At 73.2% G+C, this 19,163-nt stretch carries 20 protein-coding genes, 2 pseudogenes and 1 riboswitch; of the genes and pseudogenes, 8 read left to right on the forward strand and 14 right to left on the reverse strand.

The genetic code is table 11. The features are described from left to right. Window positions 1-3 precede the first annotated feature (3 nt). The 7 genes and pseudogenes from ACIBTV_RS03330 to ACIBTV_RS03360 all read right to left on the reverse strand — a co-directional run bounded on the left by ACIBTV_RS03330 (window position 4) and on the right by ACIBTV_RS03360 (window position 8,436). Entirely contained in the window at window positions 4-1,944 is a 1,941-nt protein-coding gene (locus ACIBTV_RS03330) for an ABC transporter ATP-binding protein (protein ID WP_396702067.1), read from the reverse strand. A gap of 56 nt (window positions 1,945-2,000) precedes the next feature. Beyond that, the gene (locus ACIBTV_RS03335) at window positions 2,001-3,851 is read right to left on the reverse strand and encodes an ABC transporter ATP-binding protein (protein WP_396701805.1); all 1,851 of its coding nucleotides are present in this window, start codon (window positions 3,849-3,851) and stop codon (window positions 2,001-2,003) included. Between the two features lie 37 nt (window positions 3,852-3,888). Beyond that, window positions 3,889-4,401 carry a methylated-DNA--[protein]-cysteine S-methyltransferase gene (locus ACIBTV_RS03340; protein WP_396701807.1) on the reverse strand — a complete coding sequence of 171 codons (513 nt, stop codon included), beginning with the start codon at window positions 4,399-4,401 and terminating at the stop codon, window positions 3,889-3,891. Then, window positions 4,398-4,784, reverse strand: a pseudogene (locus tag ACIBTV_RS03345) (DNA-3-methyladenine glycosylase family protein); the annotation flags it as partial. The pseudogene ACIBTV_RS03345 and the gene ACIBTV_RS03340, both read right to left, overlap by 4 nt. Window positions 4,785-4,910: 126 nt before the next feature. Further along, window positions 4,911-5,957 (reverse strand): annotated as a pseudogene (locus ACIBTV_RS03350) (bifunctional transcriptional activator/DNA repair enzyme AdaA); the annotation flags it as partial. 74 nt (window positions 5,958-6,031) lie between these two features. Further along, on the reverse strand, window positions 6,032-7,540 hold the full coding sequence (locus ACIBTV_RS03355) for an FAD-binding oxidoreductase (protein ID WP_396701809.1): 1,509 nt from the start codon (window positions 7,538-7,540) through the stop codon (window positions 6,032-6,034). Further along, on the reverse strand, window positions 7,537-8,436 hold the full coding sequence (locus ACIBTV_RS03360) for an LLM class flavin-dependent oxidoreductase (protein ID WP_396701811.1): 900 nt from the start codon (window positions 8,434-8,436) through the stop codon (window positions 7,537-7,539). The genes ACIBTV_RS03355 and ACIBTV_RS03360 overlap by 4 nt, the downstream gene beginning before the upstream one ends. 390 nt (window positions 8,437-8,826) lie before the next feature. On the opposite strand from ACIBTV_RS03360, the gene ACIBTV_RS03365 reads away from it, so the two are divergent. From ACIBTV_RS03365 to ychF, 3 genes are all read left to right on the forward strand, one after another. Continuing rightward, window positions 8,827-9,372, forward strand: coding sequence for a hypothetical protein (locus ACIBTV_RS03365; protein ID WP_396701813.1), 546 nt, complete (start codon window positions 8,827-8,829; stop codon window positions 9,370-9,372). Between the two features lie 136 nt (window positions 9,373-9,508). Continuing rightward, complete coding sequence (locus tag ACIBTV_RS03370) at window positions 9,509-10,243, forward strand: Type 1 glutamine amidotransferase-like domain-containing protein (RefSeq protein WP_396701815.1); 735 nt, start codon at window positions 9,509-9,511, stop codon at window positions 10,241-10,243. Window positions 10,244-10,450: 207 nt separating this feature from the next. Further along, window positions 10,451-11,536: a redox-regulated ATPase YchF gene (gene ychF / locus ACIBTV_RS03375; protein WP_396701817.1), complete on the forward strand. Its 1,086-nt coding sequence runs from the start codon at window positions 10,451-10,453 to the stop codon at window positions 11,534-11,536. Here ychF and ACIBTV_RS03380 read toward each other — a convergent pair. Both ACIBTV_RS03380 and ACIBTV_RS03385 read right to left on the reverse strand, forming a co-directional pair. After that, entirely contained in the window at window positions 11,526-12,041 is a 516-nt protein-coding gene (locus tag ACIBTV_RS03380; protein WP_396701819.1) for a tetratricopeptide repeat protein, read from the reverse strand. The two genes, ychF and ACIBTV_RS03380, sit on opposite strands and share 11 nt — an antisense overlap. A 189-nt stretch (window positions 12,042-12,230) precedes the next feature. Next, window positions 12,231-12,731: an Rrf2 family transcriptional regulator gene (locus ACIBTV_RS03385; RefSeq protein WP_091595207.1), complete on the reverse strand. Its 501-nt coding sequence runs from the start codon at window positions 12,729-12,731 to the stop codon at window positions 12,231-12,233. Window positions 12,732-12,812: 81 nt separating this feature from the next. Here ACIBTV_RS03385 and ACIBTV_RS03390 point away from each other — a divergent pair, with 81 nt between their 5' ends. From ACIBTV_RS03390 to ACIBTV_RS03400, 3 genes are all read left to right on the forward strand, one after another. After that, window positions 12,813-13,583, forward strand: coding sequence for an SDR family oxidoreductase (locus tag ACIBTV_RS03390; RefSeq protein ID WP_396701822.1), 771 nt, complete (start codon window positions 12,813-12,815; stop codon window positions 13,581-13,583). A gap of 15 nt (window positions 13,584-13,598) precedes the next feature. Next, window positions 13,599-14,189 (forward strand): sugar O-acetyltransferase, encoded by a 591-nt coding sequence (locus ACIBTV_RS03395; protein WP_396701824.1) that lies wholly within the window; start codon window positions 13,599-13,601, stop codon window positions 14,187-14,189. A gap of 140 nt (window positions 14,190-14,329) precedes the next feature. After that, a riboswitch (ZMP/ZTP riboswitch) is annotated at window positions 14,330-14,409 on the forward strand. 22 nt (window positions 14,410-14,431) lie between these two features. Further along, entirely contained in the window at window positions 14,432-15,277 is an 846-nt protein-coding gene (locus tag ACIBTV_RS03400) for a bifunctional 5,10-methylenetetrahydrofolate dehydrogenase/5,10-methenyltetrahydrofolate cyclohydrolase (protein ID WP_396701826.1), read from the forward strand. A 93-nt stretch (window positions 15,278-15,370) separates the two neighbouring features. On the opposite strand, the gene ACIBTV_RS03405 is transcribed toward ACIBTV_RS03400, so the two are convergent. From ACIBTV_RS03405 to ACIBTV_RS03425, 5 genes are read right to left on the reverse strand one after another with little or no spacing between them, the layout of a single operon-like run. Continuing rightward, window positions 15,371-15,844 (reverse strand): SRPBCC family protein, encoded by a 474-nt coding sequence (locus tag ACIBTV_RS03405; protein ID WP_396701827.1) that lies wholly within the window; start codon window positions 15,842-15,844, stop codon window positions 15,371-15,373. Continuing rightward, entirely contained in the window at window positions 15,841-16,161 is a 321-nt protein-coding gene (locus ACIBTV_RS03410; protein ID WP_396701829.1) for an ArsR/SmtB family transcription factor, read from the reverse strand. Before ACIBTV_RS03410 ends, ACIBTV_RS03405 begins: the two co-directional genes overlap by 4 nt. Before the next feature lie 60 nt (window positions 16,162-16,221). Continuing rightward, window positions 16,222-16,959: a class I SAM-dependent methyltransferase gene (locus ACIBTV_RS03415; RefSeq protein ID WP_396701831.1), complete on the reverse strand. Its 738-nt coding sequence runs from the start codon at window positions 16,957-16,959 to the stop codon at window positions 16,222-16,224. Window positions 16,960-16,975: 16 nt separating this feature from the next. Further along, window positions 16,976-17,338 (reverse strand): PH domain-containing protein, encoded by a 363-nt coding sequence (locus ACIBTV_RS03420; protein ID WP_396701833.1) that lies wholly within the window; start codon window positions 17,336-17,338, stop codon window positions 16,976-16,978. A gap of 46 nt (window positions 17,339-17,384) precedes the next feature. Continuing rightward, on the reverse strand, window positions 17,385-18,269 hold the full coding sequence (locus tag ACIBTV_RS03425; protein WP_396701835.1) for a LysR family transcriptional regulator: 885 nt from the start codon (window positions 18,267-18,269) through the stop codon (window positions 17,385-17,387). A 108-nt stretch (window positions 18,270-18,377) separates the two neighbouring features. Here ACIBTV_RS03425 and ACIBTV_RS03430 point away from each other — a divergent pair, with 108 nt between their 5' ends. After that, window positions 18,378-18,737 carry a DUF1801 domain-containing protein gene (locus ACIBTV_RS03430; protein ID WP_091595224.1) on the forward strand — a complete coding sequence of 120 codons (360 nt, stop codon included), beginning with the start codon at window positions 18,378-18,380 and terminating at the stop codon, window positions 18,735-18,737. 5 nt (window positions 18,738-18,742) lie between these two features. Next, window positions 18,743-19,129 (forward strand): VOC family protein, encoded by a 387-nt coding sequence (locus ACIBTV_RS03435; RefSeq protein WP_396701838.1) that lies wholly within the window; start codon window positions 18,743-18,745, stop codon window positions 19,127-19,129. Window positions 19,130-19,163 lie beyond the last annotated feature (34 nt).

The following is a 19,163-nucleotide window of genomic DNA, read 5'->3' on the forward strand; positions in this document are numbered from 1 at the left end:
GGCTCACCGCAGCGACTGCTGCCACTGCCGGTGCAGGGCGGCGTACCGGCCGTCGGCGGCGGCCAGCCGGTCGGGCGGGCCGTCCTCCACGATCCGGCCGCCGTCGAGCACCAGCACCCGGTCGGCGATCTCCACGGTGGAGAGGCGGTGGGCGATGACCAGGGCGGTGCGGTCCCGCAGGATGGTGCCGAGCGCCCGCTGCACCAGCCGCTCGGTCGGCACGTCCAGCGACGACGTCGCCTCGTCGAGGATCAGCACGGTCGGGTCGGCCAGGAACGCGCGGGCGAACGCGACCAGCTGCCGCTGCCCGGCGGAGAGCCGACCGCCGCGTCGATGCACCTGCGTGGCGTACCCGTCGGGCAGCGCCGCGATGAAGTCGTGCGCGCCGATCGCGCGGGCGGCGTCCCGGACCGCGGCGTCGTCCGCGTCCGGGCGGCCGAACCGGATGTTCTCCTCGACCGTGCCGCTGAACAGGTGGTTCTCCTGGGTCACCAGCACCACCGCCCGGCGCAGGTCGGCGTCGGCCACCGCGCGCAGGTCGACGCCGTCCAGGCTGACCGTGCCGGCGACCGGGTCGTGGAAGCGGGCGACCAGCTTGGCGATGGTCGACTTGCCCGCGCCGGTCGGCCCGATCAGCGCGACGGTCTGCCCGGCCGGCACGGTCAGGTCCAGCTCGGTGAGGATCGGCGCGTCCGACCGGTAGCCGAACGAGACCGCGCGGAACGCCAACGCGCCCCGGACGGACCCGACGGGCAGTGGCACCGGCCGATCCGGTTCGGCCACCGCGGGTCGCTCGTCGAGCACCCCGGCCAGCTTCTCCAACGCGGCCGTGGCCGACTGCAACGAGTTGTAGAACTGGCTCAGCTCCTGCATCGGTTCGAAGAAGCGGCGCAGGTAGAGCAGGAACGCGGCGAGCACGCCGACCTCCATGTCGCCGTCGAGCACCCGCCGGCCGCCGTAGCAGAGCACCACCGCCACCGTCACGTTCCCGATCACCTTGATCCCGGGGGAGTACGTGGCGATCAACCGGAACGCGTGCAGGCTCGTCCGGCGGTAGTCGTCGCCGAGCGCCTCGAAGATTCGCTGGTTGCGCGGTTCCCGCCGGTACGCCTGCACCGCGCGGATGCCGCGCATCGACTCGGCGAAGTGGACGATGACCAGCGCCACCGCCTCCCGGGTGCGCCGGTACGCGCCCGCCGAGGCGCGCGCGAACCAGCGCGACAGCCAGAACAGGAACGGGAAGGCGAGCAGCGTCACCGCGGCCAGCGGGAGGTCCAGCCAGAGCAGGATGCCGGCCACCGACAGGATCGACAGGCCGGCGAGCACCAGGCTGTCGATGCCCCCGTCGACGAGTTCGGCGATCGAGTCGAGGTCGCTGGTCAGCCGGGAGACCATCCGGCCGGACGTGTACCGCTCGTGGAAGGCCACCGACAGGCGCAGGAAGTGCCCGTACACCCGGCCGCGCAGGTCGAGCAGGACGGCTTGGCCGATCCGCGCGGAGAGGGTGAGGAAGCCGCGGCGGGCCGCGTACTCGGTCAGCGACGCGACGACGAACGCGCCGGCCACCGTGACCAGCGGGCCGGGGTCGCCGGCCCGCAGCGGCGCGATGCCCCGGTCGATGCCGAGCATGACCAGGTACGGCCCGGCCATCGCGGCGCCGTTCTGGGCCAGCAGCAGCCCCACCGCCACGGCGAGCCGGCCCCGGTGCGGGCGCAGCAGGTCACGCAGGAGCGCCCGGCTGCGCGTCCGCAGGCGGGCGACCGCCTCCGGGCTGGCGTCCTCGGCGTGGCTGCGGTCGGCGTCCGGGTCGGTCGCCCGGCCCCGCCACCGGGTCAGCTCGTCACCGGTGCCCGCGCCGCCGGCCGGCCCGGGGTGGGCGGGCGCCGCTTTCGGCGGTGCGTCCTCCGGGGGCGGGGGAGTGCGTCGCCGGTCGGGCTGCCGCAGCGGCCAGCGGGCGCGGCCGGGGCTGCGGACCGGCCCGGGGCCGGACGCGGGTGTGGTCACGAGCGCACCAGTCCACGCCCGTCCGGGGGACGGCCGGCGACCCGCCCCGGCGGATCCGGCTGCTCGGGTGGCGGGTCGGCGGAGAGCAGGGCCCGGTACGCGGGCACGGTGGCGAGCAGCTCCGAGTGGTTGCCCACGGCGCTGATCCGGCCACCCTCCAGCAGCGCCACCCGGTCGGCCAGCGCGATGGTCGACGGCCGGTGCACCACCAGCAGCGCGCTGGTCTCCCGCAGCACCCGTTTCAGCGCCGCCTCCACCAGCGCCTCGGTCTGCACGTCGAGGGCGGAGAGCGGATCGTCGAGGACCAGCAGCGCGGGCCTGCCGAGCACCGCCCGCGCGAGCGCCAACCGTTGCCGCTGCCCGCCCGACAGGGACAGGCCCTGCTCGCCGACCCGGGTGCCGAGCCCCCACGGCAACTCGTACGCGAAGTCGGCCTGCGCCAGCGCGAGCGCCGCCCGGACGTCCTCCTCGTCCGCGTCCGGCCGACCGAGGGTGAGGTTCTCGTGGACCGACATGGAGAACAGGGTCGGCTCCTCGAAGGCCACCCCGACCAGCCGGCGCAGCGAGTCCAGCCGGAGGTCGCGCAGGTCGTGGCCGTCGAGTGTGATCCGGCCGTCGGTCACGTCGTGCAGCCGGGGCACCAGTGAGAGCAGGGTGCTCTTGCCGCAGCCCGTCGCACCGACCAGAGCCAGCGTCTCGCCCGGCTCGACGGTCAGGTCGATCCCGCGCAGGACCGGCTCCGGGCTGCCCGGGTAGCGGAAGCCCACCTGCTCGAACCGGAGCCGCCCCCGCACCGCGGAGCGGACCAGCGCGATCGCCGTCGGGGCGTCCACGATCTCCGGTGGCGTGTCGAGCACCTCCTGGATGCGGTCGGCGGCGGTCGCCGCCTCCTGCCCGTTGGCGATGATCCAGCCCAGCGACTGGACCGGCCAGATCAGCATGAGCTGGAGCGTCACGAAGGCCACCAACTCGCCGATGGTGAGCACGTCACGGGCCGCGGCGGCCGCCCCGGCGACCAGCACCACCCCGAGGGTCAGGTTCGGCACCAGGTCGAGCAGCGCCGACGTGCCGGCCAGCAGCCGGCCCTTGCCGACGCCGGTGTCGTGCAGGGTGCGGGCCGCGCCGGCGAACCGGCCCGCCAGCTCCGGCCCCCGGCCGTACGCCTTCATCGTCCGTAGCCCCTGCGCGGTCTCCTCGACCAGCGTCGCCACGTCGCCCTGCTGGTCCTGCATGCGCCGGGACGCGGCGTGGTAGTGCCGGGCGAACCGGCGACTGATCAGCAGCAGCGGCACCGCGCTCGCGGCCACCAGCAGGCCCAGTGTGGGGTGCAGCCGGATCAGCAGCACCACCACGACCGCGTACGTGGCGAGGTTGAGCACCAGGAAGAACAGGCCGAAGGAGAGGAACCGCCGGATCACCGACAGGTCGCTGGTGATCCGGGAGAGCAGTTGGCCGGACTGCCACCGGTCGTGGAAGCTGGCCGGCAGCCGTTGCAGGTGGGCGTAGACGTCGGCGCGCAGCGCCGCCTCCATCCCCACGGCCGAGGACGACTGCACCCACCGGCGCAGGAAGATCAGCACCGCCTCGGCCAGCCCGAGGAGCAGCGCCAGCCCGCCGAGTCGCAGCAGCCCGGCCGGGTCGCCGTGGGCGACCGGCCCGTCCACGACGCGCTGCACCACCAGGGGAACGGCGATGCTCGCCGCCGTGGCGGCCAGCCCAGCGACCAGCAGCCAGCCGAACTCGGCCGCGTGCGGGCGCAGGTAGCGGCGCAGCCGCCAGAGGTTGTGCACCGGGCGGGGGCCCGCGGCGACGCGGGCGGCCGGGACGCCGTCGCTCTCCGCAGGCACTACCCGACGGTAGCGGCAAAAGTGAAAACGGTCAGTGTCAGCTTGCCGTCAACCGCCGCTCATGACCGAGAAGCCACTTCTTCACGTCCAGGCCCCAGCGGTAGCCGCCCAGCGTCCCGTCGGTGCGCAGCACCCGGTGGCACGGCACGAAGAGCGCGGCGGCGTTGCGGGCGCAGGCCGCCGCGGCGGCGCGTACGGCCAGGGGGCGGCCGGCCAGCCCGGCGAACACCGTGTAGGTGACCGGCTCGCCCGGTTTCACGTCGCGCAGCACCTCCCAGGCGTGGGTCAGGAAGGCGCCGCCGGTGCGCTGCTCGACCGGCACCGCGTCGATCGCGGTGAGGTCACCGTCCAGGTAGGACCGGACGGCCGCGCTGACCGGGCCGAGGTCGGCCCGGTGCCGCAGCGGCGCGCGCAGGTCGGGGTGCACCAGGGGAAGCAGCGTCTCGGGGTCGCCGGTGAAGCCGGCCGCCCGCACCGCGCCGTCCGGGCCGGTCAGGATGCTCAGCGGGCCGGCCGGGGTGGCCGACACCGCACTGTCGACAGTGGTCATACCGTTCTCCAGAGTCGGATCGTCGCGTACGACCGCCAGGGGCGCCAGCGGGCCGCGTACGTGTCGAGGGTCTTCGGGTCGTCGGGCAGGCCCCGCGCGGCCGCGCCGCGCCGGACCGCCAGGTCGGTGGGGAGCAGCACGTCCGGGTCGCCGAGGGCGCGCATCGCGACGTAGCCGGCTGTCCAGGGGCCGATGCCGGGCAGGGCCACCAGTCGGCGTACGACGTCGTCGCGGTCGCCGCCCGGCGCGAGGTCCAGGTCGCCGTCGGCCACCGCCCGGGCCAGCGCGCGAACCGTCTCCCGCCGTGCCACCGGCATTCCGAACGCCGCGTCCGGCAGCCCCGCCACCTCCTCGGCCGACGGAAACCCCCGCAACCCCCAGGCCCCTCCGCGCTCCCGCCGCCCGCCCGGCCCGCCCGGCTCCCCCCGCCCACCCGGCCCGCCCCGGTGATCATGAAGTTGTCGCCGCGACACGCCGATGGTGGAGGCAGCAACTTCATGATCGACCGGGTCGCTGGGGGAGGGGGTGTGGGTGAGCAGGCGGGTCAGGGTGGTGCGGGCCGCCGACACCGAGACCTGCTGGCCGACGACCGCGCGAACGGCCATCTCGAAGCCGTCCACCGAGCGCGGCACCCGGACACCGGGCTCCGCGACCACCGCGTCGGCGAACGCCGGATCGGCCGCGAGGGTCGCGTCCACCGCCACCGGGTCCGCGTCCAGGTCGAGCAGGCGCCGGCAGCGCGCGACCGCCGGGGCCAGGTCGCGCAGGTCGGAAAGGCGCAGGGTGGCGGCCACGTGCCCGTCCGCCGGCGTCAGCGCCACCTCGGCCACGCCGTGCGGCAGCCGCAGCCCACGCCGGTACGTGCCGTCGCGGACCTCCTCCACCGCGGGCAGGGCGCGCAGCGCGAGGAAGTCCAGCAGCGCGCCCGCGTGCAACGGCGGACGGTACGCCAGCCGCAGGGCGATCGTCCCGCCCCCGGGTGGCGGAGCGTGCCGTCCCCGGCTTCGCCGCAGGTCGCTCGGCGCAACCCCGTACACGTCGCGGACGGTGTCGTTGAACTGTCGTACGCTGCCGAACCCGGCCGCGAACGCGACCTCCGCCATGCCGAGGCCGGTGGTCTCGATCAGGATCCGGGCGGTCTGCGCCCGCTGTGCCCGGGCCAGCGCGAGCGGCCCCGCACCCATCTCCGCGCGCAGCATCCGGTGCAGGTGCCGCTCGGTGTAGCCGAGCCGGGAGGCCAACCCGGGCACCCCGTCCCGGTCGACCACGCCGTCCGCGATCAGGCGCATCGCCCGGCCCACCACGTCGGCGCGTACGTCCCACTGCGGCGAGCCGGGGGCGGCGTCCGGGCGGCAGCGCCGGCAGGCCCGCAGACCGGCCCCCTGCGCGGCCGCGGCGGACGGGTAGAACCGGACGTTCTGCCGCTTGGGCGTGATGGCCGGGCAGGACGGCCGGCAGTAGATCCCGGTCGACGTCACGCCCGTGTAGAACCAGCCGTCGAACCGCTGGTCACGGCTGTCGACCGCCCGGTAGCACCGCTCGAAGTCCAACTCCACGTCACCGATGATGCTCCGCCCCGGCGGCCTCCGGCTGGCGGGAATCGGACCTGGCCGTGCGGCGCTTCGCGGGGTCACCGCCGTCGGTCGCCCCGGCCGCCACCGCGTCGGGAGGCGGACCGCCGACGATCCGCCCCACCCTGCTCCCGGCCGCCCGACCGGCTGCCGGCATCCCGGCCGCCCGTCTGCTGCCCCCCGGTCTGCCGAGCGCCCGACTCGCGGCCGTTCGCCTGCCGGGCGCCGGACTCGCGGCCGTTCTCCTGCCGAGCGCCCGGCTGACGGGTGAGCAGGGCGGGCCGGAACACGCCGTCCGGGTCGTACCGTCGCCACAGTGCGGCGACCCGCCGGCCGGTCTCGCCCGGGTAGATCCGGTCGAACGCGGCCCGGTCCGGTCGGCTCTCGAAGTTGACGTACGCGCCGTCGGCCCGCGCCGCGATCGGGCGCCAGGCGGCGTCCAGCGCGGCGCCGCCATGCGGCGGGAAGACCGACCCGATGACCAGTGTGTCCTGGTGCCGGTGCGGGTACGCGGTCGCCGCCGGGTCGACGTCGTTGACCGCCCCGCCGACCGACCGCAGCTGCACCACGGCCCGGCTCGGCCCGGTCGCCGCCCGCGTGATCGCCCGGGCGCTCGCGTCGTCCATCGTGAGCAGGCTGTTGGTGGTGGTGCTCGCCTGCTGCCCGACGTTCGGGTGCAGGTGGCCCATCGGCACCAGCGCCGGGTAGGGCGCGAGGTCGTTGCGGTGGTCGAGCAGCCGGCCGATGGAGAGCAGCGGCTCGATCAACGGCCGCACCCGGCGCAGGCTCTCCGCGGTGACGATCGCGGTGATCTGCATGATCGCCGAGCGGCCCTGCGAGTAGAGGACGACGGCCGTGCTCAGCTCCCGGGGCGCCCGGGCCAGGTGGTCGGCCCACTGCCGCACCGTCGCGCCGTCCGGGCTCGCCTCGACGACGATCTGGGCCAGGCCGACGTTGCGTACCTCCTCGGCCCGGAACTCGAACGCCACCACGATGCCGGCGCCGGCGCCCGCGCCGCGGACCAGCCAGAACAGCTCCGGTTCGTGCTCCGCGTCCGCGCGCACCAGCGTGCCGTCGGCGAGCACCACCTCCACCGCCCGGACGTGGTCGACGGTCAGGCCGTACCGGCGGACCAGCCAGCCCACGCCCCCACCGGTGGCGAGGCCGCCGACCCCCACGTTGCCGTGGTCGCCGGAGCTGATCGCCAGCCCGTACGGGGCCAGCGCCTTGGCCACCATCGCCCACCGGGCGCCCGCCTCGACCCGCACCAACCGGGCGCGCTCGTCGAGCACCTGCACCCGGTTGAGCGCCGACAGGTCGATGACCAGGCCGCCGTCGTTCGAGGAGTTGCCGGAGAGGCCGTGCCCGCCGCTGCGTACGGCGATCGGCAGCCCGCGCTCGCGGGCGTAGCGGACCGCCGCGACGACCTGCTGGGTGGTCTCCGGGAGCAGGATCTCGGCCGGGGTGTGCCGGGTGGTGTACGTCGAGCGCAGCATCGCGTACCGGCGGTCGCCGGGTGTCACGAGCTTGCCGGTCAGCGAACCGGGGAGGACCAGGTTCGGGGTCATCGTTGCTCCCTGATCTCGCGCACCTGCTCGCGGACCGCCGGGATCACCCGGTCGGTGAACGCCCGCAGCTGTGCGCGCGGCGACGTGATCGGCCAGAAGATGAACGTGTCGAAGCCGAGGTCGACCGCCCAGCTGACCAGCGTATCCACCCAGAGCTGGGCGTCGCCGACCAGCCCGGTGCCGCCGCCCCGCGGCCCGATCGCGCCGATGACGTTGTAGATCCGGCGGATGTCCGCCGGGTCCCGTCCGGCGGAGCGGGCGGCGTCGTCGATGATCTGCTGCCGGGTGGGCACCTCGGCGGGCGGTACGTAGATGTTGAGCGGCGAGATCCAGCCGTCGGCGTGGCGCCCGGCGACGCCCAGCATGCGGGGCCGCTGGCCGCCCAGCCAGAGCGGTACCGGTGCCGGCGGGACGGGCCCGCCCGCGTACCCCTCGATGGTGTGCTGCTCGCTGTCGACCCGCACGGTGTCGCCGGCCAGCGCGCGCCGCATGATCTGCAACCCCTCGGCGGTGTACGTGATCGTCTCGGCGGCGCTGCGCCGCGGACCGCCCATGGCGGCGACGGCGTCCGCGCTCGGACCCCCGCCCACGCCGAGGACGATCCGACCGCCGGTGAGCACGCTGAGCGACGCGCCGGCCTTGGCGAGCATGGCCGGCGGACGTAGCTGGAGGTCGGCGACGTCGGTGAGGAAGGAGATCCGGTCGGTCTCGGCCGTCAGGTGACTGATCATGGTCCAGGCGTCGAGGTGGCCGGGTTGGTAGACGTGGTCCTGGACAGCGAGGTACTCCATGCCACTGTCCGCGGCGGCCCGGGCCAGATATCGCGTTTCGGCCAGTTTGTCGGCCGACGGATCGAGGCTCAGACCGAAGGTGATCGGGTGGTTGTAGTCGGTCATGGGTCAAGGGTCGACAGTCGCCGAGGAGTGGGCAAACCTGAGGTTAGCCACTAACATTCGGTAAGTTGCGAACGCTCGGGACGCCGCCCACCGGCGTTACCAGGACATCGACGACACCGGCTGCCGCGTCTTCCAGGACGCGCTGGAGCTGGTCGGCCGGCGGTGGACCGGAGCCATCCTGCTGGCCGGGATGCGCGGTGCCTCTCCGTGTGGTGCCCGCGCCTCCGTGTGGTGCCCGCGCTTCGTGCGGTGCCCGCGTTCCGTGTGGTGCCCGCGCTTCGTGCGGTGCTTGCGTTCTCCGTGGTGATGGCGGTGCGGGCGGGTGCCGGCGGCGAAAGTGTCGGTCGTGGACGGTACGGTCCGGCCACCAACTCAAGAAGGGGTGCGGCGATGGCGAGCGTGGCGGGTCCGGGAGCGACGCGGAGCGAGCACCCTTCGCTTGAGCGGGCCGTCCTCGACGAGTTCTACCGCCGCATGCGTGCCGTGGCACCGGCCGCGGTCGGGGCGATCGAGCGCGACCGTGCCGACGACCCGGGTCGCCCGTTCGCCGACACCGCCTGTGGGCGGCTGGTGCGCTCCCTCGACGACAGCGGGTTGCGGGCTCTCGGCATGTGGGCGCACCACTGGTGCATGCGGTTCTACGACGACGACACCCGGCCCGCCCTGCGTCTGGTGCGGGAGATCGCCGGCCGGCGCGGGCTGGGCTGGACGGTCGACGAGGTGCGCTGGATGTTGCGCGAGTCGCACGCCGCCGGATCGACGGCCGGTCAGCGCTTCACCCTCCCGCTCGCCGCCGCCGAGGAGTTGACTCCCGGCGCCCTGTCGGCCGAGGAGCTGACGCCCAGCGCCCGGTCGGGCAAGGAGCTTTCCGTCGCCCCGCCGGCCGACCGACGGCCCGCCACGCCGGTGCTGCCCCGCCAACTCCGCCGCGCCTGACCCCCTGCGCCGCCCATGGCTCGGCGCGCTGGAGATCTTGGTAGGAAACGGCCCCTCCAGGGGCACTTTTCTACCAAGATCGCGTAGGGGAGGCGACGCCCGGCAGGATGGGGTGGTCACCGACGGAAGGACGAGCATGCCCGCCAGCGAACCGACCATCCTCGCCACCAGCATGGGCTTCTTCAGCCGCCACCGTGGGCCGTACGACCTGCGACCCGGCCCGATCTTCGACCTGGGCGCGGAGCTGGCGCAGGCCGGGACGGAGCCGCGCATCTGCTACCTCGGGCAGGCGGTGGGCGACCAGCCCACCAACCTCACCGCGATCCACGGTGCGTTCGCGGGTACCCGGTTCCGCCTGTCCCACCTGGCGCTGTTCCCCATGCCGAACGTGGACGACATCCGCGCCCACCTGCTCGCCCAGGACATGATCTGGGTCGGCGGCGGCAGCGTGGCGAACCTGGTCGCGGTGTGGCGGGTGCACGGGCTGCCCGAGATCCTGCACGAGTGCTGGCAGGCCGGCGTGGTGCTGGGCGGTGTGTCCGCCGGCTCGATCTGCTGGCACCTCGGCGGCGCCACCGACAGCTACGGGCCGGACCTGCGGCCGTTCACCGACGGGCTGGGCTGGCTGCCCTACGGCAACGGGGTGCACTACGACAGCGAGGCCCAGCGCCGGCCGCTGATCCACCGGCTCGTCGGCGACGGCACGCTGCCGGTCACCCACTGCACCGACGACGGGGTGGGGCTGGTCTACCGGGGCGACAAACTGGTCGAGGCGGTCGCGGACCGCGACGGCGTCTCGGCGTACGAGGTCAGCCGCGCCGAGGACGGCACCGTGCGGGAGACCGTCATCACACCACGACGCCTCGGCTGAATCCGGGCGGCCTCACCCCGCCCGCCACCCTCCCCGGACCCGCGGGCGGGACGAGGCCCGCCACGGTTCGCGGACCTGCGGGCGGGAGGAGGCGCGTTCCGCTCCCCGGGCCGGCGGCACGGCGACCGGCAGCCGCCCGCCAGCGGGGCGCGCCATCGGCGGCACTGCGTGCCGGTGCGGGAGCGCAACCGCGTAAGCTGGCTCGTCGTGAGTCTCACCATCGGCATCGTCGGCCTGCCCAACGTGGGTAAGAGCACGCTCTTCAACGCCCTGACCAAGAACGACGTGCTCGCCGCGAACTACCCGTTCGCCACCATCGAGCCCAACGTCGGCGTTGTCGGGCTCCCCGACGAGCGACTGGACAAGCTCGCCGAGATCTTCAGCTCGCAGAAGGTGCTGCCCGCGCCGGTGTCGTTCGTCGACATCGCCGGCCTGGTGCGCGGCGCCTCCAAGGGGCAGGGCCGGGGCAACGCGTTCCTGGCGAACATCCGGGACGCCTCCGCGATCTGCCAGGTGGTCCGCGCCTTCTCCGACCCGAACGTGGTGCACGTCGACGGCAAGGTCTCCCCGGCCGACGACATCGAGACGATCAACACGGAGCTGATCCTGGCCGACCTCCAGACCCTGGAGAAGGCGGTGCCGCGGCTGGAGAAGGAGGCCAAGCTCCGCAAGGACCGGGCCGCCGCGGTGACCGCCGCGAAAAAGGCGACGGAGCTGCTCGACACGGGCGTCACCCTCTACGCGGGCGCCAAGGACGCGGGTATCGAGCTGGAGCACCTGCGCGAGCTGCACCTGCTCACCACGAAGCCGTTCCTCTACGTCTTCAACGTCGACGAGGCCGAGCTGGGCAACGCCGAGTTCCTCGACGAACTGCGCGCCCTGGTCGCCCCGGCCGAGGCGATCTTCATGGACGCGAAGATCGAGTCGGAGCTGGTGGACCTGCCCGAGGAGGAGGCCCGCGAGCTGCTGGAGTCGATCGGGCAGAGTGAGCCGGGCCTGGACCAGCTGGTCCGGGTGGGTTTCCGCACGCTCGGGCTCCAGACGTACCTCACGGCCGGGCCCAAGGAGGCGCGGGCCTGGACCATCCCGATCGGCGCGACCGCGCCGGAGGCCGCGGGGGTCATCCACTCCGACTTCCAGCGCGGCTTCATCAAGGCCGAGGTGGTCTCCTACGCCGACCTGGTCGCCGCCGGCAGCATGGCCGCCGCCAAGTCCGCCGGCAAGGTCCGGATCGAGGGCAAGGAGTACGTCATGCAGGACGGCGACGTCGTGGAGTTCCGCTTCAACGTCTGAACCCGGCCCGTTCCGGGAGGTCAGGAGGTTGGTGCCTCGCCCTGGGGCACACCGGGGGCACAACCCCAAGCCTCATCGACCGCCCGGCGGGTGGCGCTCGTTGGATGAGCTCTTTGAACCGTGCCGTGTCGCGATCAACCGCGAGGACATTCAAGGCGAGCAGGCTCAGTGACTCGTGATCATCGGGGGCAAGCTCCACCGCGCGCTTCGCGTCGGCATACGACTCCCGATACCTGCTGAGCAGCTGATGAGCGAGCGCGCGGTAGCGGTAGGCCGCCGCATCCTCGGAATTGAGTTCGATCGCTCGGTCGGCGGCATCGACCGCGGCAGGTTCCTCGTCGAGCCCGATCAACGCGCCGGCGAGGCGGCGCCAGCCGACACCGTCGTCCGGATGCGCGGTCAGATGTTCGCGCAGCAGTGCGACGGCGGGCTCGAGCTGCTTGGCCCGGACCAGCTCCCGCGCACGTGCGACGGCATCGTCGCCGTTTCCGGACTGCGGCTGCATGCGGCTGCTCCTTGTCGCCCTCGATCAGCGAGCAAGGAAGTATCACCCACGCCCGCGATGTCGGTGAATGCGGGAGTGTCGCGCATGTTGTTCTGACTCGATGCTCAGCCTGACGGATTCGCGGCGTGCCTACGCCGAACGGGCCCGACGGTCACCGATCCGGGCGGGCGGCGGCTTGGGCGCATCTGATCACGGCGTTCGGCGCGCCGGCGCGGCTCCTGTCGTCGACGCGAGGCGGGATCGGGTGCGGGCCGGTGCCGTCGGGGGCAGCGTGGCGATGATGTCGGCGAGCGACACGTCGGCGAGGCTGCGCCGCCACGCGTCGTGCGCCTCGGCCATCTTCTGGGCGAGGGGGCAGATGGTCCGGCACTCCTCCGGAGAGAGTGCTCCCACGCCCTGTTGGCGGATCTCCCGGCACTCGTAGGGCGGGGAGGTGCCGTCGACGGCCTCCACGATCCGCAGCAGGGTGATCTCGGATGCCGGTTGCGCGAGCCGGAAGCCGCCGCGCGGACCTGTCGTCGCGGTCAGCACACCTGCCTTGACCAGCCCCTGCAACTGTTTGGCCAGGTAGGCGGCCGGGAGGTCGTAGTACTGCGCGAGCTGCGCCGCCGAGGCGGTGGCTCCGGGGTCGAGCTGGGCCAGCGTCGCGGCGCAGTGCAACAGCCATTCGGTGCTCACGGGCAGCTTCACGGCGCCATCCTATCGCAGATATTGCGGATGAGTTAAGTCCGAGATACCGTCAGCCGGTAGCCAGCGAGAGGAAAGATCGTCATGCGCATCGCAGTCGCCGGGGCGACCGGCAACATCGGAGCCCTCACCGTCGCCGCCCTCGAGCGGGACGGACATGAGGTCGTACGCATCAGCCGTTCGCTCGGCGTCGACCTGTCGACCGGTGACGGGCTCGACGACGCCCTCACCGGCGTCAACGTGGTGATCGACGCGACCAACGCGCCGGCCGGCGGCGACGCGGAGACGGTGGCGTACTTCGGCACCGCCACCCGGAACCTGCTCGCCGCCGGGGAGCGCGCCGGCGTCCGACACCACGTCCTGCTGTCGATCGTCGGAATCGATCGCGTCGAGGGCACCGCACACTACGCCGGCAAGCGTGAGCAGGAGCGTCTCGTGACCGCCGGCCCACTGCCGTGGACGATCGTCCCGGCCACCCAGTTCCACGACTTCGCCGCGATGGTCGCCGGTTGGACCGAGCGCGACGGCGTCGCGACGATCGCCCCGCTGCTCGTGCAGCCGATCGCGCCCGAGGACATCGCCGAGGTCCTCGCCGAGATCGCCGCGGGCGAGCCCCGAGGCCGCTACGCCGACGTCGCCGGCCCGGAGCCGCAGGACCTCGTCGACATGGCCCGCCGCACCAACGAGGCGCGCGGCCACACGGTGAAGCTGATGCCGACGTGGTCGGGCATCTTCGACTCGACGATGGCCGGCGACGTGATGCTGCCCGGCGAGGGGGCCCGCATCACGCCGACCACCTTCGACGAATGGCTCGCGGGGCAGCGACGGGACCACACCCGCGGGACCCGCGGCTGATGGCACGATCGTGCGGTGACGCTTGAGGCGCAGCGGCAGCACATCCTCTCGGGCGGGATGTACAACGACCTCACCGAGGAGCTGACCCAGGCGCGGCAGCGGGCCGTGCTGCTGACCACCGAGTACAACAGCAGTTTCGGGCAGCCGCAGGAGCAGCGCGAGGCGATCCTGCGGCGCCTGCTGCACGCGGTGGGGCGCGGGTGCCATTTCGAGCCCACGTTCCGCTGCGAGTTCGGCTTCAACATCAGCCTCGGCGACCACTTCTACGCCAACTTCGACTGCGTGATCCTGGACGGCGGTGGCGTCACCATCGGTGACCACGTCCTCTTCGGCCCGCGCGTCGGCATCTACACCTCGAACCACTCCCTCGATCCCGCGGAACGGGCGGCCGGCGCCTGTTACGCGAAGCCGGCCACGATCGGCGACCACGTCTGGATCGGCGGCGACGTCACCATCAACCAGGGCGTGACCATCGGCGACAACACGGTCGTCGGCTCGGGGAGCGTGGTCACCCGGTCGATCCCGTCCGGTGTCGTCGCCGTCGGATCGCCGGCCCGGGTCCTGCGCGAGATCACCGACGCCGACAGGACCGGCTACCGGCCCTGACGCAGGTCGCCCGACGAGACGTACGCCTGGAAGGCCCTCACCTCCTCCTCCGACACCACCGGGGCGATGTCCAGGTGCTCGCCGGGGTGGATGCCGGTGCCGGATCGACCCCGGTCGTCGATCTCGCGGGGTGGGGTAGCCTGCGACTGCGCGACTGGCGAGGGTGGGTAACCACCGGGGAGCGCTGTCAGCGGGAGCATCGTCCGCCTGGGTGCTCCTCACCACGAGGTGAGGAGCAGAGTATGACCGCGACGTTGCTGGATGGGCAGGCCGTCTCCCGGCGGCTGCTGGACGAGACCGCCGAGCGGGTCGCCCGGTTCCAGGAGCGGCACGGGCGCCGTCCGTGTCTGGCGACCGTGCTGGTGGGCGACGATCCCGCTTCGCACACGTACGTGCGGATGAAGGTCAACCGGTCCGCCCAGGTCGGGATCGAGTCGCGCCGCGTGGACCTGCCGGCGTCGACCAGCACCGAGCAGTTGGTGAAGGTGCTCCACGACCTGTCGACCGACCCGTCGGTGGACGGCATCCTGTTGCAGCACCCGACCCCGGCGCAGGTCGACGAGCGGGCCGCGTTCGAGGCGATCGCCCCCGGCAAGGACGTGGACGGGGTGACCGGCGCGTCGTTCGCCGCGATGGCGTTCGGCAGCCGCGGGTTCGCGTCCTGCACGCCGGCGGGGATCATCCGGCTGCTCGACGCGTACGACGTGCCGTTGCGGGGCCGTCGGGCCGTGGTGGTGGGCCGCAGCGCCATCCTGGGGAAGCCGGTGGGGATGCTGCTGCTGGCCCGCGACGCGACGGTCACCTACTGCCACTCCCGCACGGTCGACCTGGCCGCGCACGTGGCTGAGGCGGACATCGTGGTGGCGGCGGTCGGCGTGCCCGAGCTGATCCGGGGCGAGTGGATCCGGCCGGGGGCCGTGGTGGTCGACGCCGGTTACAACCCGGGCAACGTGGGCGACGTCGAGTTCGACGCCGCTGCCGCCCGGGCGAGCCTGATCACCCCGGTGCCGGGCGGGGTGGGGCCGATGACGATCGCCGTGCTGCTCGCGCAGACGGTCGACGCCGCCGAGCGGCACGAGGCGTCGTAGGCGCGGCCCGCCTCCGAGCAGCCCGAGCCGGTCGGCGGGGCGGCGCACCGGCCGAGTCGGCCGGAGGGCGTCCCGCCGGCCGGCTCCGGACGGTCAGAGCACCCCGGCGAACCGGCGGAGGATGCCCGGCCAGCCGCCGTCCCCGCCGACCGCGTCGCGTACTCCCTCCCAGCCCGGCCCGTGTGCGTCGAGCCGGTCGTGCACCAGGTCGACACGGGTGCCGGTGTCGGTCGGGGTGAAGGTGACGGTCACCCGGCTGCCGGCCGCGTCCGGAGCGGGTGGCTTCCAGTCCGGCCCGACGAGCCACGAGAAGGCGAAGGTGTGGGGCGGGTCCCAGGTGAGGACGCGCCCCCAGGCGCAGGTCTCGCCGGCGTCGTTCTCCTCCCACATCCGGCCGCCGACGTGCGGGTCGACGCCGACCTGCCGCAGCTCGCCCGGCTGGACCCGGTGGGAACGGGGCCACCAGCGGTCGATGCCCCTGGTGAACACCTCGAACGCGTGCTCCGGCGTCGCCGCGACGTCGATGCTGTCGCGGACGACGGTCTTGTGATCGGTGTTGGCTGTCACGTCTCCTCCTCCGATGGGTTCTCGACGGCCTCCGCGAAGGCCGCCAGCGCCCTGCTCCAGAACTGGTCGAAGTAGCCGCGGATCGCCGCCAGGCCCCGCGGGTCGACGGCGTAGAGGCGGCGGGTGCCCACCGCCGTCGACGAGACGAGCCCGGCGTCCCGGAGCACCTTGAGGTGCTGGGAGACGGCGGGCCGGCTCACCGGAAGACCGTTGGCGATCTCCGCTACCGAACGCGGCCCCGTGGCCAGCGACTCGAAGATGGTGCGCCGGGTGGGGTCGCCGAGGGCTTCGAGCATCCGCCCTTGGTAAGTGGCCACGAACGGTAAGTCTAGACTTTCCGAGTCTCGCGTCAAGGACACCGTGAGGAACCGCGGCCATCACGCCGCCCGTGCCACCACCACGAGCTCGCCGTCGCCCGCGCCGACCGGTTCACGACCCCATCCGCCGAAGACGTGCTCGACGGCGAAGCCGGCCCCTCCGAGCGAGTCACGCAGTTCCGCCTCCGTGCGGAAGCGCAGGGTCGCCGAGCTGAGCAGCTCGTCGCCACCGGGGAACCGGTAGTGGTGGACGAGGCTGACCGCGCCGACGACCACGCTCGTCACCTCGGTCCACGCTCGCACCTCGCGTCCGTCCGGCAGGGCGACCCGGCGCGCGGAGTCGACCGGGTTCCACCGCTCCCACCGCCGGTCGGCCGGGTCACGCGTGTCGAAGACCAGCCGGCCACCGGGCACCAGCGCCCGGCGTACGTCGGCGAGGGTCGCCGCCCACTCGGCGTCCGCGCCCAGGAACTGTGCGACGTGGCTGGTCAGCACGGCGATGTCGTACGCCCCGTCCGGCAGGACGGCCGAGGTGCCCTCGACCCAGGTGACCCGGTCGGCGCCCGGCTTGGCGCGGGCCGCGTCGAGGGAGGCGCGAGCCGGGTCGACGCCGGTGACGGTGTGGCCGGCCGCCGCCAGCGCGAGGGTCAACCGGCCGGTCCCGCAGCCGAGGTCGAGCACCCGGGCGCCGGGTGTCTCGCCGACGACGGCCAGGAAGAAGTCGTCGTCGCGGCCCCACGGGCACTCGGCGTCGTAGACCGTCACCAGTCGCGGGTCCTCGAACTCGCCGTGCCGCACCGACCCTCCGTGACCCTCAGGAGATGTAGTGGAGGATCACATTGTGGACGTGGTGGCTCTTCTGCGCGCCACGGAACTCCACCTCGTACGTGTGGGTGCCGACGTGGATGGCGATGGCGCCGGTGGAGAAGAACGAACCACCCCACGACTTGTTGCTGACCACGCTCACGCTGGTGATCTTCGAGTACGGGATGCTGGTGATGGCGAACCGCTTCCCGATGAACGAGCGGTCCTGGATGATGACGCGCCGGTCGGTGAGGCCGATGAACCCGGTGCCGGTGCCGACCGCGTCGTAGACGGCGATGGTCTGTTCCCCGTCGAGCAGCCCGCTCTGGATCTGCTGGAACTGCTCCTTGCGGTCATAGGTCGCGTTGGCCATGCGCCTCACGGTAGGTGGGACGCGCCAGCGGCCGGATCGACGCAGGTCAGCGCGCGACCGAGTCGCCGGCGGCCCGGACGAACTCGCGGACCCGGACCGTGTTGTTGGTCGGCAGCCAGACCGGGCCACGCCGGATCGGTGGGGCGTCGTGGATCGGCACGTACGCGACGTCGGGGCGGGGGTAGTAGCGTCGCGTCTGCTCCCCGACCGGGAGGACGCCACGACCCATCGCCACCAGCGACAGCATCTCGGAGAAGGTGTTGCCGGCCGGCCCCTTGGGCACGGCGCGGCCGGACGGCGTGTACTCCGGTGTGCGGTCCTGCTTGAACCCGAGCGAGGTCACCGCCGGGTACTGCACGACCGGATGGTCGGCCAGCACCTCCAGCGAGACGGACTCCGCGCCGGCCAGCGGGTGCCCGGCCGGCACCGCCAGCGCCCGGCCCTCCGTCAGCAGCACCGGCCCGGTCGCCATGCCGTCGAAGGGGTACGCGGCGACGAGCACGTCCACCGACCCGTCGAGCAGACTCGGTCGGGAGTTGAAGAGCTGGACCTCGCGTACCTCGACCTCGCACTCGGGGTGCCGATCGCTGAACAGGGCGACGGCTTTGAGCAGCGCGGGCGCGGTCCACTCGCCGAGGAACGCGACCCGCAGCTTCCCGGTGACCCCACGCCCGGCGTCGACCGCCCGCGTGATCGCCTCGTCGATCCCGGCGACCAGCGGCCGCAGGTCGTCGGCGAGCCGGCTGCCGATCGGGGTGAGCTGGACGACCCGACTGGTCCGTGCGAAGAGCGGGGCGCCGATCCGGCGTTCCAGGCGCTTGATCACGTGGCTGACCCGGCCGGTCGTCACCCGCAGCCGCTCGGCCGTGCGGCCGAAGTGCAGCTCGTCCGCGAGGGTCAGGAACGTCTCGACCTCGTACCGCTCCAGCATCCCGCCGTCCCGTCGTTTAGCCAGGGTCAACGATCGTAGCCCGATCGCGTCTTGGTCCCCGCTTCCACTCAGCGGATCGTGGAGCCGTACCCGAACGAGAGGCGCATCATGAACAGCACCATCGACGACTACCTGGCCCAGCTCGATCCGCCGCTGCGGGAGATCGGCGAGAAGCTCCGGCCGGTCATCGACGCGGCCCTGCCGGATGCCACCGCCGCGATGTGGCACGGCCACCCGGTCTGGGGACTCGGTGACAAGCCGGGCCAGCGTCCGGTCTGCCTGCTCAAGGCGTACGGCCGCCACGTCACCTTCGGGCTGTGGCGGGGGCAGGAGCTCGACGACCCGACCGGACGGTTGACCCCGGGTGCCCGGCAGATGGCCTCGGTGAAGCTGCGTACCGTCGCCGACGTCGACCCGGCGCTCTTCACCGGATGGCTCGGTCAGGGCCGTGACCTGGAAGAGAGGTGAGCGGCGTGCGGGTCACCGGTTTCGACCACCTGGTGCTGAACGTGGCCGACGTCGAGCGGTCACTGGACTTCTACTGCGGCCGGCTGGGACTGACGCCGGTCCGGGTCGACCAGTGGCGGGCCGGAGAGGCGCCGTTCCCGTCGGTGCGGGTGAGCCCCGACACCATCATCGACCTGGTCCAGCGGGAGCGGGGGGAGTCGAACGTCGACCACTTCTGTCTGGTGGTGGCCCCACTGGACTGGGCGGACGTGATCGACGCCGGGATCTTCACGGTGCTGGAGGGGCCGGTCGGTCGGTTCGGTGCGCGGGGCTCCGCCACCTCCGTCTACGTCCGTGACCCGGATGGCAACTCTGTCGAGCTCCGCTGGTACCCGCAGGATGCTGTGGGCTGAGCCCGGCGCGACCAGGCCGGGCGGCCCGCCTACG

The sequence above is a fragment of the Micromonospora sp. NPDC049366 genome (assembly GCF_044466625.1).
Taxonomy (GTDB): Bacteria; Actinomycetota; Actinomycetes; order Mycobacteriales; family Micromonosporaceae; genus Micromonospora.

Bases quoted from the DNA above. Each gene is read 5' to 3' on its own strand.
- ACIBTV_RS03340 (WP_396701807.1), bottom strand. From the start codon at position 4,401: ATGACCACTGTCGACAGTGCGGTGTCGGCCACCCCGGCCGGCCCGCTG.
- ACIBTV_RS03430 (WP_091595224.1), top strand. From the start codon at position 18,378: ATGAACAGCACCATCGACGACTACCTGGCCCAGCTCGATCCGCCGCTG.
- ACIBTV_RS03380 (WP_396701819.1), bottom strand. From the start codon at position 12,041: ATGCAGCCGCAGTCCGGAAACGGCGACGATGCCGTCGCACGTGCGCGG.
- ACIBTV_RS03390 (WP_396701822.1), top strand. From the start codon at position 12,813: ATGCGCATCGCAGTCGCCGGGGCGACCGGCAACATCGGAGCCCTCACC.
- ACIBTV_RS03370 (WP_396701815.1), top strand. From the start codon at position 9,509: ATGCCCGCCAGCGAACCGACCATCCTCGCCACCAGCATGGGCTTCTTC.
- ACIBTV_RS03420 (WP_396701833.1), bottom strand. From the start codon at position 17,338: ATGGCCAACGCGACCTATGACCGCAAGGAGCAGTTCCAGCAGATCCAG.
- ACIBTV_RS03360 (WP_396701811.1), bottom strand. From the start codon at position 8,436: ATGACCGACTACAACCACCCGATCACCTTCGGTCTGAGCCTCGATCCG.
- ACIBTV_RS03355 (WP_396701809.1), bottom strand. From the start codon at position 7,540: ATGACCCCGAACCTGGTCCTCCCCGGTTCGCTGACCGGCAAGCTCGTG.
- ACIBTV_RS03365 (WP_396701813.1), top strand. From the start codon at position 8,827: ATGGCGAGCGTGGCGGGTCCGGGAGCGACGCGGAGCGAGCACCCTTCG.
- ACIBTV_RS03425 (WP_396701835.1), bottom strand. From the start codon at position 18,269: ATGCTGGAGCGGTACGAGGTCGAGACGTTCCTGACCCTCGCGGACGAG.
- ACIBTV_RS03400 (WP_396701826.1), top strand. From the start codon at position 14,432: ATGACCGCGACGTTGCTGGATGGGCAGGCCGTCTCCCGGCGGCTGCTG.